Below are 14504 nucleotides of genomic sequence, written 5' to 3'. Positions count from 1 at the left end.
GCCTCACTCCGTTGCTGTTGAAGGGCTCTCCCCTGTTAACCCAGGGGATACGAGCCAAAAAGACGCAGCACACGACACCATTTCGGCATGGGCTGAGAAAATCCCCGCTCCTTGCATGGCCCCGCCCGTGTTTTCCGGGCGAAAAGGGGCATGCCACGGCCGAAATGCCGTCAACAGCTCATCTATAAACTGTATTCATCAAATACGCCACCCTTTTTCACTCGGTCCGAATGCAGAAACCCCGTGGTATTCAAGCCTATCCTCAGCAGGGATTCCTTGCCGGGGCACCAGCGCGGCCGGGTCGGCAAAGCAAACACCCGGATCACTCGCCCCGGAACACCCCCGACCCTCCAGGGTTATTTCGGGACCTCCACCACAAGGCGCATGCCCACTTCGCTGCAGCCGTGGGACGGATCCGAGGCTTCCCGCTTGGCACACCGGGCGTTGTAGGCATAGGTCGCCCAACCGCCACCTCGCACCACGCGGTTCGTGCCGGAAGGGCCCTTTCGGATTTTTCACAGCCTTTCGCGGGTAGCGACCGTACCAGTCCCCGCACCATTCCGCCACGTTGCCGTGCATGTCGTAAAGGCCCCAGGCGTTGGGCTCAAAGCTTCCCACGGGCATGGTGCCGCTGGAGGCGGCCCCGGCCGGGCATCCCCCCCAGCTGGCGTTGGCGTCCACATTGGCATCTGCCGACCCCAGACACTCTCCGGATGAAAACGCAGACGTCCCGCCGGCACGGGCGGCGTACTCCCACTCCGCCTCGGTGGGCAGCCGGTAGGCGTTTCTGGATCGGCCGTTGATCCACTTCAGGTACGCCTCGATATCGGCACAGGTGAGCCCTGTTACCGGGTGATCGTCCCCCTGGGGGAACCCGGGATTCTTCCAGGAATACTCCCGGCTCTGGGTCCAGATGTAGTCTTCCAGAACAAAGGCACCGCCGGCCGTCTCGGCCTCGCTTTTGTACCCGGAGTCATCCACAAAGGCCTGCCACTGGGCCAGGGTGACTTCCTTGTCCTGCATAAAAAAACCGTGGGTAAGGGTTACGGCGTGGGCGCTCTCGTCTGCCTTGCGCCTTGCCTCGGTGTCTGGACTCCCCATGGTAAAGGAGCCCGGCTCAATGTAAACAAAGCGCCCCCACTCCCCTTTGAACTCGTCACGGGGCGTCAGAAACACCTCCACCCAGGCGTCCTTGCCTGATGAAACCACGGCCTTGGCCTTGCCGGTCTTGAACAGGGGCGCGCTCACCTTGACGGTGTGGGTTCCGGCGCTGATGGCGGCACCACTCTTGAAAGAGGCTCCATCTACCTGGACCGAGGCGCCCTTGGGCCTCACCTTAATAAAGAGCCGCCCCTTTTTTGGGGGTTCCTTGGTCAGGGTGGCGATCAGACTGCGCTCCTTGCCCCGCTGAATGTCCACGGTGCCGTTCCAGGCCAGGTAGCCCTCTTTGCTCAGGCTCACCTCATGGGTTCCGGGCTTCAGGGTAATATCACCCACCGGAGTCGTGCCCTGCTTTTTCCCGTCGATATAAAGCTCGGCCCCGTTGATGTTGGCCGACACCTTGAGCCGCCCTTCCGGGGGGGTGCGCTTCGGCTTGGGAGGAACCAGCTTGACCACGGCCACAGGCGCCGGTTTGGGCTTGACGACACGCGGTGCCTTCACCACCACAGGGGCAGGGGCCGCCGGTGCGGCAAGCAAAAAGACAAATTCTCCGCCCTGGTCGCCGGTGTTGCGAATGGACCGGCAACGGGGTGGCAGGACCCCGGAGGCGCGCAGCTCTTTTTTCATGCCGCTGAACATCTCCATGGTGGTCAGGCACGGCCCTTTGGACGAAAGGGCCGTGGCCACGCCGCGTGCAAAGATGCTGATCCCCCCTTCATCGGCCACGGGCAGGGTGTTGCCTGATATCATGGCCCAGCGGCTGCGCTTGTTAAAGAGGCCCACGTAGTACTCGCCGTCCCGGCGGGATGCCAGCCGGTGGGTAGCCCCGAACATGGTGTCCCCCAGGGCCGCGTCCGACAGGATCAGGACATCGCGGGCCTTCATGGTGTTCACCGCGTCCTGGATCTCATGGTCCGCGATCCAGGTGGCGGCATCGTCGGACCGGGCATCGCTTGGTAGCCACCACGCCTTTCGTGAAGCCTTGTCCGTATGGGAGGAGCCGGAGAAATAGATCAACACGCTGTCGTTGATCCCCATGCCCCGGGCCAGCCCGCGAAACTCGCGCATCACCGAGGCCCGACCGGCCTCTTCATTGATCAGCAGCTTCACGTCGAAGCCTGCCCGGCCCTTAAGGGCTTCAGCCACATGGCGAGCCCCGGTCACCGCGGCAGGCGAACCCTCAATGACCGAATCAGCGTAGGTGTCGATACCGATCACCAGGGCTCTGTAACTCCCCACCGCCCCCTGCCGCCGCTCCAGCTCATCAAAGGTTTTCACGTCCGCCAGGGCAGTTGCCGCCCACACTGCCGTCAAAAAAATTACAATAACGGATCTGATTGCTCTCGCCATGGTCTCTCTCCACCTTACTCGCTGGTCTTTTCACTTGTGAAATGAGGATTTGTCCCACCTTTGGTCCGTCCTCGCTGGCCGTTGATGCTGGTGTATTCACCCTTGGCTGTGTTTTTCGTCCCCCCCAGAATGGAGGCATACGTTCCCCGGGCTTTGTTTCCTTTGCCACCGGCAACAATGGAAAAATCACCGCTGGCCTTGTTTCCCTCCCCCCCGAGAACAGCACTGCAGTTGCCGCTTACGGCGTTGCCGCGACCGGAAACCACGCTGCCGAAGCCCTCGAAGCGGTTGGCTGCCCCCACCACCAGGTTATGGGACCCGGAGCCGGTGGCCCCGTAGCCGATCACCACGTTCCCCTTTCCGTTGACCTTGTCGGCCTTGCCCGTGCCGTTGGTCACGTAAAGGTTAACCCCGTTAAAATAAATGTTGCCGCCTTTGCGGGTGATGTTGGCAAGGAGGCCTTCAAGGGCCCTTACCCTGGCCTCCAGCTCCGCCACCCGCAGCTGGAGCTCCGGGGACCCGGCACCGGCCTTCACCACAGGGACCGCCTTGGGGATGTCCTCCTTCCTGGCGTACCCGGCAAGGAGCTGCATCAGCTCACTGTCCCGGGTAATGGAGTCGTCGATGAACGACTCCCCCACCTTTCCCCGGCAGATGCTGTCTCCGGACAGGACGGCCACGGGCTCAGGGGTATCGGGCTTGGGAACCGGAGCTGCCGCCACCACCGTCACATCCGCCCCGATTTTACGAAAACGGGTCGCAAGTTCGGCATCGGCCATGGACTCGTAAGAGGCAATCACCCCGGGCTCGGCCAGGATCAAAAGATGCTGCATCTGGTGGTCCAGCCCCCCGTCGGCTTTCTTCTGGAACAAAAGAACATAGATGGCCGGTTCGGCCTTGGCCCGGGCGCTGCCTGCTTTTTTCACACGGGCGGAAAAAGCTGCCGACATGTAGCGGTCCCCCAGAACCCTGACGTCCAGGGGCTTTTCCAGGGTCACATCCCGCTTGTAGCGATGGCGCTGGGTTTTGCCCACGCTGCGGAGGGCGTTGGTCATGAGTTCGGGCTGCGCCTTGCCGCCAAAAGCCTGGGCAAATCGCGAGGCCGTCTCCACATCCTCAATTTTCTTGGCCGCCGCAGGCCACGGCATCATGAAAAACACGGCAAGAACACATGCGATCCATTGAAATCTTCGTCTGGTCATTACACCCCCCGAAAAGGTCATTGGCAGTTACGTCGAAAAAAGACAGAGGAGATGCGGCCCGGTGTGCACCGCCTGTATGCATCTCTGTTTTTTTCCGAGTCCTTTCATTTGTCACGAATCGTATCCATGAAGGCGGCCGAAAAGGAGAACATCGCAAAAGAGAAGCGGCCGTTGTGTGTGTTGTGAGGCAGGGTTGTTCATCGCGGAAGGCCCTTCCCGAAATAACCGGGAGCCGGGCGTCCCACAGAGCGATCATGCCGGCATCGCCATAACCATGGCCGATGCCGGCATATCGATCAGAGCGTCGTGAGGCCCAAAGGCATCAGAAGCTGAAAGAGACTTTCGCCGTGTAGAGCTCCCAGTCTTTTTTGTAGCTGGGGCCTTCGATCTGGCCGCCAGGAAAACCGGGTGACGGGTAAAAGTCCGTGTTGCCGTCGGAGTTCAGCATGATGGCGCCCCCGCGCATCTTGTGGCCCTCAAGCTTGAAGATCCAGTTCTCGGTGATGTCAAAGCGAAGAGAAAGCGCCAGATCCTTGAGGTAGGCGCGGTGCTCCTGGCCGGGGGGATAACCACCCATTGTACCCTGGGGAGTTGCGCTTACCCACTGTTCAACGGCTTTTTCACCATCCTTGTCATCCCGATTGGCATAGTACTCAGAGTAATAGGTGCCCACCTCAAACCAGTCGGTGAACCGGTAGGTGATCATGCCGTAATAGCCTTCGCTGTCAAAGTCCTTGCCGTCGGGGACATAGATGGGGTCCTCGAACTCATAGTTGATACGGTTGTACTCGGTGGAGAAGACAAAGTCCCCTACAGCGTACTGCAGGGAGGTGGTCCAACCGGTTTGGGTCACTTCAATATTCGATTCACCACGACCGGTTATGGCTGTATTACTTGTAATATCTGCATTGAAGTTCATCTCCCAACCGCTCACGCCAAAGGAGAGCCCTTCCAGGGGAGTCTCCCAGAGGACGCTGCCCACGTAGGTGCGGTCCACCTGGTTGTTGGAGACGTCCACGCCCATGTATATGGGAAACTGGTCCTCCAAGAGCCTGATCTCAGGACCGTCGTCGTCAAATTCGTTGACACCGCCCATGATGTGATACTCAAAGCTGCCCACCTTGCCGGCCGGGGCATACCCGTAGTACTCAAAGCCGTTGAGGGCGTTGATGGAGTCTCGCCACCCCTCGTTGTACACACTCTGGGGAAGCAGCACCGAGGTACGCAGCATGTCCACGTCCCGGCTGGTGTTGTAAAGACCATGGGTCATCTTGAGCTTACCGGCCCTGAAGTTGGCCCACTCAGTGAAGGAGTAATCGGCATAGGCCCAATCGATGGTTACCTCGTTATCCCCCAGAAACCCGAAATCTCGGGAGAAGAACTGGATACCCAGACGCAGCCGGTCGCTGACGTCCGAGGTGAAGTTGATGCCGCGCTCGTTGAAATGATAGGTGCCGCCATTATCGGTATCCCCGAAGAATTTGTTGTCCGAGGAGAGAAGGTACCCCTGGGTAATGAAACCGTGAATACTCACCTGCCCCTCAGAGCCCAGCTCCAGGGCACCGGCAGACTGCGCCGATAGAAACACCAAAATCACGGTAAACAAAATGGCCGTTCTTTTCATCATTGTTGTTAGCCTCCGCATCGATAAAGGTATGTGAAATATAATCGTAAACACGTTTAGATGGTCATTTCGCTCAAGATCTTCACCTGGTCCGTGGCAGCACCGGAAGTGACAAAGCCGATGGCCCCTTTTGTCTTCTCAACATACTCCACGAGGTCCCGCTCTTTATCAAAACTCTTGGGTGCCTGGCCTCCTCCGGTAAACACCTTCTTTTTCCAATACCGCGTAAAAGTGCTGTGATTTTTCTTGAGGTATTTGTTCAAAAACGCGTCCTGGGTGTCACCTTTCCCAAGGATAACAAACTGAACACGCATGCCGTTTTCCCATACCTTCTTCTTCCCGAGGTAGATATCCCGAATTTCCCGCTGTTCAAGAGAAGCGACGGGAACGCTTCGATTGCCGATGACTCTCAACTGCTCTGCAGATACACTGCCCGCGACCAGGCAGAGAATCGAAGCAACCAACATGCCCCTTAGAACCATTCTCATCATTCCTTGCACTCCTTCCTTCCTTTCGTGGTGAAAATCATCACTCAGCACTACCAAACAAATTGTGCACATACAGAATACCAACCGTATGGAATTAACATTGTTATCCTTTGTGCACTACTAATTTCCTCCCAAGGTGTCAATACCGTTCGTGTTACAGACTACTCACAACCGCATCACGCGCAGCGCTTCGAAGGCTTGCCAGCTCTGCGGATGAGGCGGCGGAAGCCCCTCTGGAGACAATATCGATAACGGCCTGCCCTTTTTTGGGAATAAAGAGGCGGACGGTCCGATCCGTTACGGCCCAGACCCTCTGGGCCCCCTCTTTCCCTGTCTCCCGGCGGGCCACGCCGTATTTCAGGGAGACAAGTCCTTCGAGCTTATCAAGGGAATCCGATATCTTAACAGGAAGAACATAGCGAACGCCCACGAGGCGATCCCCGGCCAGCCGATACACCAGGTACGCGGGCCGCCTGAACAGGGAGACGCTGTAAAGCAGTTCGTGCCGCCCCATGCGTTTCGGGGCGATTTTTTCAGAGGCCATCACCTCGAACCGGTTCATGCCCCAGCGAACGCTGCGGAAGTCAAAGCTCTCCGCAACCGCGCTTCGCGAGGCCAGCAACAGGCCCAGGGCACAAACCAATCCGTTAATGAGATGACAAGGTTTCATCTGTCCCCCTGCCTGTAAGGGCATTGCGGATGGATGCGGAAAGCTCCCTGATTTCAAGGGGCTTCATGAGTAGAAAATCGATCCCCGCGTCCGACACTTCCCCTGCCGAAAAGCTGTCGCTGTACCCGGTGCAGATAATCACCGGCACCTCCGGTCGCAGGGCTTTGACCTTGCGTGCCAGGGCGACCCCCGTCATCTTGGGCATGGTCAGGTCCGTCACCACCAGGTCAAAGGCTTCAGGGGATTCGGAAAAAAGGTCGAGGGCCTCCCGGCTGTCCGTAACGGCCGTTACCGTGTAGCCCAGACGCTCCAGCATGGCCCCGACCATCTCGGCCAGGTCCGGCTCGTCGTCCACAAAAAGGATGTTCTCCTGGCCGCGGGCAAGCCCCGCCGCAACCTTGGGTTCTTCACCGGCACGTCCTTCGGAGACCGGAAAGTAGAGGTGGAATACACTGCCCTCTCCCTCCTCGCTCTCCACGCGAATCGCCCCGCCGTGGACCTTGAGGATGCCGTGGACAACCGAGAGTCCCATGCCGGTCCCCTGCCCCTTACCTTTGGTGGTAAAATAGGGATCGAAGATGCGTTTTTTCACCTCAAGATTCATACCGCATCCCGTATCCCCCACGGAGAGCTTCATGTACGCACCGGGCTCCAGTTCGATGAACTCATGCACGTCCACCTCATTTAAGGTGACCACGTCCAACAGAATCGACAGGGTCCCTCCGTCGGCCATGGCGTGGGCCGCGTTGGTGCACAGGTTCATGAGGATCTGGTGAATCTGGGTGGAGTCTGCGTCAATGGGGTAGACCTTGGAGGTCATGGACTGCTTGATCTCGATGGTGCTGGGAAGGCTTGCCCTGAGGAGCTCTAAGGATTCCCCGATAATCTGCTGCATAAAGACAGGCTTCTTCTCATGGACGGTCTGCCTGCTGAAGGAGAGAATATGGCCCACCAGGTTTCTGGCGCGCTGGGAGGCTTTGTAGATCTGGTCGATGCTCTTTCGCGCCGGGTTGGACTCGTCCACATCGAAACGGGCAAGCTCAATGTACCCCAGGATGGCGGCCAGCACGTTGTTGAAGTCGTGGGCGATGCCCCCGGCAAGGGTCCCCAGAGCTTCCATTTTCTGGGCCTGCCTGAGCTGCTCTTCCATGGACTTACGGGCCGAGGTGTCCCTGACCAGGGTCAGCTTTCGGAAGGGTTCCCCCTGGCTGTTGCGCAACAGCCAGCTCCGAACCTGGGTAGGCACCCGGCTCCCCCCTTTTTTAATGTACTCCTTTTCGTACTCCCCGGATTCGCCCTTGGCAAGGAGAGCCGGTGCCACGATGCGTGACTCCAGCAGTCGCCACTTTTCCGGTGTTATCTGTTGCTCGAAGCGATCGCATACCTCCTCAAGGGGGTATCCGACCATGTCGAGAAACGCAGGGTTGGCATCTTCGATGCGCCCGTTCAAGTCCGTAAACAAAATGCCGTCGCGGCTTGTCTTGAACAACTCTTCATATCGTACACGATCATCGGACGAACCCCTTTCAGGCACCTGTTCTTCAACATGGATGCCTTCTGATTCGAGGAGCCGCCGGGCACGGGCCAGGCTCTGTTCATCGCCATGTACTACAAGAACCGTTCGGTCAGAGTCCCGGTTCAATGCCACCCCCTTTTCTCTTTTTCTGGAAGAGGTTATCACGCAGTGCACACATACATATGTCTACTCATATCGGCACGCGAGCAGTTTATCTTTATGCCAAAACGGTGGGTTCCGGGAAAAAAGGAGCTGCCTTTCCCCGTGCATATTGCATCTTGCGACGGCGGCTCTCTCCCCTGCTCTGCATGGGATTCGGCTCAGCCGTGTCACCGCCGGATCATTTGATTATCACGACACGTTCAACGAGGGTTTCTAACACACCTGTCCCGGCAGCACCACCCCTGCCCGCCTCTTTTACCACCCCATGCGGCCCTTACCCGAACAGTCCATAAAAAAGCGCCGCCGGCAACACAAGACACGGGTCATTCCTGGTAATTGTCGAGATAAAGCCAGACATCCCAAACGGCCCCCACCTTTTTTGCGTTATCAGGATTTTGAGGCAGGTCACACCTCCTGCAGCCCTGACGCCTTAAAGATGAGGGGCACGCGACCCGGCAAATATCCGGGCTACCCCCGTCAAAGAGTGAAGGGCTCCCCTTCAAGCCTGTTTTTACAGCAGATCGCCTTCTTGAGAAACAGAACCAGGGGCGCCAGGGCCGCCCCGCCCCCTTGCAATTCACCAGCCCGTGTTTATATTGGTGTGACCATGAGCCATTATAATGAAAACATACCCGACCCCAAGGAACTCGAAAAGGAGATCGGTAATTTCCTCAATCAAAAGTTTGGCGGAAACGTAAAGATCGTCTCTCCCTTCTCGAAACCCGAGCGGGACAAAACCGAAGGCAAGAGCGTCAGAGCGGAGAAGAAGGGTTTTCAACTCGACTTCGACATGAAGCCTGAAGACCTGGTGGCCTATCTGGACCAGTTCATCATCCGTCAGGAGAGGGCCAAAGCCGTTCTGGCAACAAAAATCTGTACCCATTTCAATCGAATCCGCCATTTAGGGGACGAGGGGCGAAAGACCTCCGGAATTGTGGGGGGCATCAAAAACAACGTCCTGATGATCGGCCCCACCGGCGTGGGCAAGACCTACATGATCAAGCTCATCGCCGACAAGATCGGGGTCCCCTTTGTCAAGGGGGACGCCACTAAGTTCACCGAGGCGGGCTACGTGGGCGGTAACGTCGAGGACCTGATCCGGGACCTCGTGCGTGAAGCCGACGATGATATTGAGCGGGCCGAATGCGGCATCGTCTATATCGACGAAGTGGACAAAATCGCCTCCTCCCCCAACCTCGTCGGAGCCGACATCTCCCGCACCGGTGTCCAGAGGGCTCTCCTCAAGCCCATGGAAGAGACCGACGTGGAGCTCAAGGTCCCCCATGACCCCGTCTCCATGCTCAAGGAGATGGAGCGCTACCAGAAGACCGGCAACCTGGAAAAGCAGGTGATCAACACCGGCAACATCCTCTTTATCATGAGCGGCGCCTTCAACGGCCTGTCCGAGATCATCGAAAAGCGCAACCGGAAAAAAAGCATCGGGTTCGGCGCCACCCTCCACGACAACGCGGACACCGACGCCATCTTCCGCGAGCTTCGCACCGAAGACCTGGTGGAGTTCGGCTTCGAGTCCGAGTTTGTGGGGCGCCTGCCCGTACGCACCACCCTGGAGTCCCTCTCCGAGGACGATCTCTTTGAGATCCTCAAAAATCCCAACAACCCGGTGATCCTGAGCAAAAAACTCGATTTTTCCTCCTACGGCATCAGCATCCGGTTCGACGATGAGATCCTCCGGGAGATCGCGCGGCGTGCCCACCTTGAAAACACCGGGGCCCGAGGCCTCGTGAGCGCTGTGGAGGATGTGCTCCTCCCCTTTGAGACCCGCCTGCCCTCCACGGGCCTGAAAGAGTTCCCCGCCACGGTCGAAGCCGCATTGGAGCCCGAGGAGACCCTGCGATCCCTGTCGGACCCTGCCATGGCCGACGAGTGGAGTGCACGCTTCCGGCATCTGGAGGCACTGGAAACAGAATCCCTGTCCGGGTACATCACCAACCACTGGGATCAACTCACCGTGGGCCACCTGCTGCCCATGACGCCCTGGCGAACAGACCTGGCGTCAACGCTCTGTATCGCAAGCGGAATCTCCACGGGACGCGCCATTGAGAAAATTCATTCACATTATGAAGAGGTTAAAAAACTTGAGGTGAATTTTTTCTCGAAATTTGGTATGCATGTCCTGTTTGATGAAGAGGCGGTGGATTTCCTCATGGACCAGATCCTGACATCCGGAGCCACCTTCGACGAGTTGTTTGCTAAAATCAGTGGAGATTTTGAGCTCGGCCTCTCCCTGATCCGGGAAAAAACCGGCAAGACTCACTTCTTCATCACACGGGAGGCCCTGTTGTCGCCGGAAACCTTCCTGGACGACCTCATCAAAGAGGAGCTCGTGGGAAAAACCGACGCCATCCGCCTTCCCGACAACACTAAGACATAACGAGTCCCTGTCGGCAGCCCTCGTTTCGCCCTGGGATTCGACACCATTCAAACGAGATACCAACAAAGGCCCCGTTTTGAGGGCCTTTGCTGTCACAACCGGAGAGTATACGTAGATGATCGGAATATCCAAACTCTACTGCGGAACCGTGGAACCCTCAGACGCCCTGCGCTACGGACGCCATTCCGGGAGCCTTCCTTCCCACCTGCTTCAGTTTTCCAAAGACAAAAAGCCTGTGGTGGTCTGGAACTGCACCCGGGCATGCAACCTCAAATGCATCCACTGTTACGCCAAGGCCAAGGCGACCGGCGAAGACAACGAAATGACCACCGAAGAGGGCAAGGCCCTCATCGACGACCTGGCGGCCTTCGGTGCCCCGGTGATCCTTTTCTCCGGCGGTGAGCCCCTCATGCGAAAGGACATGCCGGAGCTTGCCGAGTACGCCGTTTCCAAGGGGATGCGCGCCGTCATCTCCACCAACGGCACCCTCATCACCAAAGAGGTGGCCCAGAACCTCAAGCGCATCGGCCTCTCCTACGTGGGCATCAGCATGGACGGCATGGAAGAGACCCATGATCACTTCCGCGGAGAAAAGGGCGCCTTCCAGGCCAGCCTTGAGGGCATACGAAACTGCCAGGAGGCGGGCATCAAGGTGGGCCTGCGCTTCACCATGAACCGCATGAACGTCCGGGACATCCCCGAGGTTTTCAAGCTCCTCGAAGAGATGGACATCCCCCGTATCTGCTTCTACCACCTGGTGTACGCCGGACGTGGTGTCAAGATCGGCGACGAGGTGCTCTCCCACGAAGAGACCCGAAAGGCCGTGGACCTCATCGCCACCGAAGCCAAGCGCCTCCACGATGCTGGCAAGCCCAAGGAAGTCCTCACCGTGGACAACCACGCCGACGGTCCCCACATCTACCTGCGCATGCTGGAAGAGGACCCCGAGCGCGCCAAGGAAGTGCTTGAACTCCTCCAGATGAACGAAGGCAACAGCTCCGGCCACGGCATCGGCTGCGTCAGCTGGGACGGCTCTGTTTACGCCGACCAGTTCTGGCGTCACCACAGCTTCGGCAACGTGCGCCAGCGCCCCTTCTCCGAAATCTGGACCAACCCCGAGGACGACCTTCTCCTGAAACTCAAGGAGAAGAAAAAGCACGTCACCGGCAGGTGCGCCAAGTGTAAGTGGCTCGATATCTGTGCCGGCAACTTCCGCGTCCGCGCCGAAGCCGCCACCGGCGATGTCTGGGCCCCGGATCCCGAATGCTACTTAACCGATGAAGAGATCGGCTTGACCGAATAACCATACCGGGCCCGGGCAGAGGCTGCCGTCTCTGACCCGCAAGCCCCATGCCGAAGGCGACGGCAAGCAAACGGCGGCCACTTCCGGTGAGCCGCCGTCACCTTGAGAGCCGGAGTACCGGCCCTCGCCTTCGCCGTAAGGAGTACCCGATGCTGTTCCCCCAATACCGAGGACGACGCCTGAGAGCGTCATCCAGCCTGCGCCGCATGATCCGCGAAACCTCCCTCTCCGTCGACGACCTGATCCTGCCCCTCTTCGCCATCGGCGGAAAAGGCGTGAAAAACCCCATCGACTCCATGCCCGGACATTACCAGTTCTCCGTGGACAACCTCGTCAAGGTGGCCAAAGAGGCCTGTGACCTTGGGATCCCCGCAGTGATGATCTTCGGCATCCCCGACAAGAAAGACCCCCTGGGAACCTCAGCCTACGCCAAAAACGGCATTGTCCAGAAGGCGGTGCGCGAGGTGAAGAACAAGGTCCCCGAGCTCACCGTCATCACCGATGTCTGCCTCTGCCAGTACACGGACCACGGCCACTGCGGCGTGGTGGAAAAGGGAAAGATCGACAACGACATGAGCCTCGATCTCCTTGCCCGTATCGCCGTCTCCCATGCCAAGGCCGGTGCCGACATGGTGGCCCCCTCGGACATGATGGACGGCCGCGTGGGTGAAATCCGGGACGCCCTGGACCAGGAAGACATGGGCGAGATTCCCATCATGAGCTACGCCGTGAAGTACTGTTCCGCCTACTACGGTCCCTTCCGGGCCGCCGCCCACTCCGCCCCCACCTTCGGTGACCGGCGCACCTACCAGATGGACCCGGCCAACGTTCTGGAAGGCATCCGGGAGGCCACCATGGACGTGCAGGAAGGCGCGGACATCATCATGGTAAAACCGGCCCTCTCCTACCTGGACGTCATCTCCAAGGTCCGGGACGAGGTGGACCTGCCCATGGCCGCCTACAACGTCAGCGGCGAATACGCCATGATCAAGGCCGCGGACCAGCTCGGCTGGATCGACGGCACCAAGGTGATGATGGAAACCCTGACCTCCATTAAACGGGCAGGAGCGGACATCATCCTCACCTACCACGCCCTGGAAGCTGCCCGGGAGCTTGGCGGGAAATAGAGGCCTGAAAAAGCGCCTCCGGCGGCCCTGCCGGGGGCCAAACTTTTGAAAAGTTTGACAAACAGGACTTAAGCACGCGCGATGCCGGCTGTTTACCTATGCCGTTACACTGCGCGCATCAGACTTGCTTACTTCGGTGTTGCAACCGGAATGTTTTTGCGGAGCTTTTTTCAAAAAGCGACCCGCCGGAGGCACGATACAACATGGACACGACCAAGATGCATGAGCATATGAAGCACGGAGCCCCCCACGGTCACGGCGGCGGGCACGGAAAAAAAGAGGCGGAGTTGAGGCTGGTGGCCTGGGAGACGACCCGGCGCTGCAACCTCACCTGCGTGCACTGTCGCGCCGCAGCCGAAAACGGCCCCTACCCCGGGGAGCTGGATACCGAAGCCGCCTTCAGACTCCTGGACCAGATTGCCGAGGTGAGCAAGCCCATCATCATCCTGACCGGCGGCGAGCCCCTCATGCGCGAGGATATCTTTGAAATCGCCGCTTACGGCAACAAGCTCGGCATGCGCATGACCATGGCCCCCAACGGCACCCTGGTCACCGCTGAGAACGCAAAAAAGATGGTGGAGTCGGGCATTGTGCGCATCAGCCTGAGCCTGGACGGCGCCACCAAGGAGTTCCACGACGGGTTCCGCGGCGTGGACGGCGCCTACGACAGCGTCATGCAGGCAGTGGAATACGCCAAGGCAGCGGGCCTGGAGTTCCAGATCAACACCACCATCACCAAGGACAACCTCTCCCAGATCCCGGACATCCTGGCCAAGGCCGAGGAGATCGGGGCCGTGGCCCACCACATCTTCCTTCTGGTGCCCACTGGCAGGGGAAAATACATCGCCGACAGCGAGATCAACGCCAAGGAATACGAGGAGACCCTCAACTGGTTCTACGACCAGCGGAACAAGACCTCCCTCCAGCTCAAGGCCACCTGCGCCCCTCACTACTACCGGATCCTTCGCCAGCGGGCCAAAGAGGACGGAGAAAAGGTCACCTTCGAGACCCACGGCCTGGATGCAGTGACACGCGGCTGCCTGGGTGGTATCGGGTTCTGCTTTGTCTCCCACACAGGTACGGTGCAGCCCTGCGGGTTCCTCCATACAGACTGCGGCAACGTCAAGGAGCAATCCTTTGCCGAGATCTGGAATAACTCCAAGGTCTTCAAAGAGCTCCGGGACTACGACCTCCTGGAAGGCAAATGCGGCCCCTGCGAATACAAGCGGGTCTGCGGCGGGTGCCGGGCCAGGGCCTTCGAGGCCACGGGCAGCTACCTCACCGAAGAGCCCCTCTGCAGCTACAAGCCGCCGCGCATGGAGAAATAGCGCCCCACGCAAAGGTCCTTTCCGGTTTCATGTGCCGCCAGGTACATCCCCAAAATAATAAACCCTGCACGCTTAGCGTGCGGGGTTTTTTGTTTATGAAACACCCCACGGTGGTCTCTCGAAAGAGCTGAACCACGACCCCGGCTGAATAATCCGAGCACCTCGAAATACGACGGAC

At 58.8% G+C, this 14504-nt stretch carries 10 protein-coding genes; 4 read left to right on the top strand and 6 right to left on the bottom strand.

Translation table 11 applies throughout. From position 1 onward, the window contains the following. Nucleotides 1-198: 198 nt before the first annotated feature. The 6 genes from ACOYW0_RS21150 to ACOYW0_RS21125 form a co-directional block, all read right to left on the bottom strand. Complete coding sequence (locus ACOYW0_RS21150) at nt 199-2511, bottom strand: SUMF1/EgtB/PvdO family nonheme iron enzyme (protein WP_482415748.1); 2313 nt, start codon at nt 2509-2511, stop codon at nt 199-201. Between the two features lie 14 nt (nt 2512-2525). Beyond that, on the bottom strand, nt 2526-3713 hold the full coding sequence (locus ACOYW0_RS21145) for a hypothetical protein (RefSeq protein WP_482415747.1): 1188 nt from the start codon (nt 3711-3713) through the stop codon (nt 2526-2528). 322 nt (nt 3714-4035) lie between these two features. Then, nucleotides 4036-5340, bottom strand: coding sequence for a hypothetical protein (locus ACOYW0_RS21140; RefSeq protein ID WP_482415746.1), 1305 nt, complete (start codon nt 5338-5340; stop codon nt 4036-4038). A 53-nt stretch (nt 5341-5393) separates the two neighbouring features. After that, on the bottom strand, nt 5394-5828 hold the full coding sequence (locus tag ACOYW0_RS21135) for a type 2 periplasmic-binding domain-containing protein (RefSeq protein ID WP_482415745.1): 435 nt from the start codon (nt 5826-5828) through the stop codon (nt 5394-5396). Nucleotides 5829-5979: 151 nt separating this feature from the next. After that, nucleotides 5980-6495 carry a hypothetical protein gene (locus ACOYW0_RS21130; RefSeq protein WP_482415744.1) on the bottom strand — a complete coding sequence of 172 codons (516 nt, stop codon included), beginning with the start codon at nt 6493-6495 and terminating at the stop codon, nt 5980-5982. Then, nucleotides 6473-8029, bottom strand: coding sequence for a response regulator (locus ACOYW0_RS21125; protein WP_482418852.1), 1557 nt, complete (start codon nt 8027-8029; stop codon nt 6473-6475). Before ACOYW0_RS21125 ends, ACOYW0_RS21130 begins: the two co-directional genes overlap by 23 nt. Nucleotides 8030-8780: 751 nt before the next feature. On the opposite strand from ACOYW0_RS21125, the gene ACOYW0_RS21120 reads away from it, so the two are divergent. From ACOYW0_RS21120 to ahbD, 4 genes are all read left to right on the top strand, one after another. Then, nucleotides 8781-10568 (top strand): AAA family ATPase, encoded by a 1788-nt coding sequence (locus ACOYW0_RS21120; protein WP_482415743.1) that lies wholly within the window; start codon nt 8781-8783, stop codon nt 10566-10568. A gap of 115 nt (nt 10569-10683) precedes the next feature. Continuing rightward, entirely contained in the window at nt 10684-11871 is a 1188-nt protein-coding gene (ahbC, locus tag ACOYW0_RS21115; protein WP_482415742.1) for a 12,18-didecarboxysiroheme deacetylase, read from the top strand. Between the two features lie 149 nt (nt 11872-12020). Then, nucleotides 12021-12998 (top strand): porphobilinogen synthase, encoded by a 978-nt coding sequence (gene hemB / locus ACOYW0_RS21110; protein WP_482415741.1) that lies wholly within the window; start codon nt 12021-12023, stop codon nt 12996-12998. 203 nt (nt 12999-13201) lie between these two features. Continuing rightward, nucleotides 13202-14326 carry a heme b synthase gene (gene ahbD, locus ACOYW0_RS21105; RefSeq protein WP_482415740.1) on the top strand — a complete coding sequence of 375 codons (1125 nt, stop codon included), beginning with the start codon at nt 13202-13204 and terminating at the stop codon, nt 14324-14326. Nucleotides 14327-14504: the final 178 nt, after the last annotated feature.

This window comes from Desulfoluna sp. HI9BLuna, from assembly GCF_056829775.1.
This window is presented reverse-complemented; position numbering and strand designations above follow the sequence as displayed.

Bases quoted from the DNA above. Each gene is read 5' to 3' on its own strand.
- ACOYW0_RS21150 (WP_482415748.1), bottom strand. From the start codon at position 2,511: ATGGCGAGAGCAATCAGATCCGTTATTGTAATTTTTTTGACGGCAGTG.
- ACOYW0_RS21145 (WP_482415747.1), bottom strand. From the start codon at position 3,713: ATGACCAGACGAAGATTTCAATGGATCGCATGTGTTCTTGCCGTGTTT.
- ACOYW0_RS21140 (WP_482415746.1), bottom strand. From the start codon at position 5,340: ATGATGAAAAGAACGGCCATTTTGTTTACCGTGATTTTGGTGTTTCTA.
- ACOYW0_RS21135 (WP_482415745.1), bottom strand. From the start codon at position 5,828: ATGATGAGAATGGTTCTAAGGGGCATGTTGGTTGCTTCGATTCTCTGC.
- ACOYW0_RS21130 (WP_482415744.1), bottom strand. From the start codon at position 6,495: ATGAAACCTTGTCATCTCATTAACGGATTGGTTTGTGCCCTGGGCCTG.
- ACOYW0_RS21120 (WP_482415743.1), top strand. From the start codon at position 8,781: ATGAGCCATTATAATGAAAACATACCCGACCCCAAGGAACTCGAAAAG.
- ahbC (WP_482415742.1), top strand. From the start codon at position 10,684: ATGATCGGAATATCCAAACTCTACTGCGGAACCGTGGAACCCTCAGAC.
- hemB (WP_482415741.1), top strand. From the start codon at position 12,021: ATGCTGTTCCCCCAATACCGAGGACGACGCCTGAGAGCGTCATCCAGC.
- ahbD (WP_482415740.1), top strand. From the start codon at position 13,202: ATGGACACGACCAAGATGCATGAGCATATGAAGCACGGAGCCCCCCAC.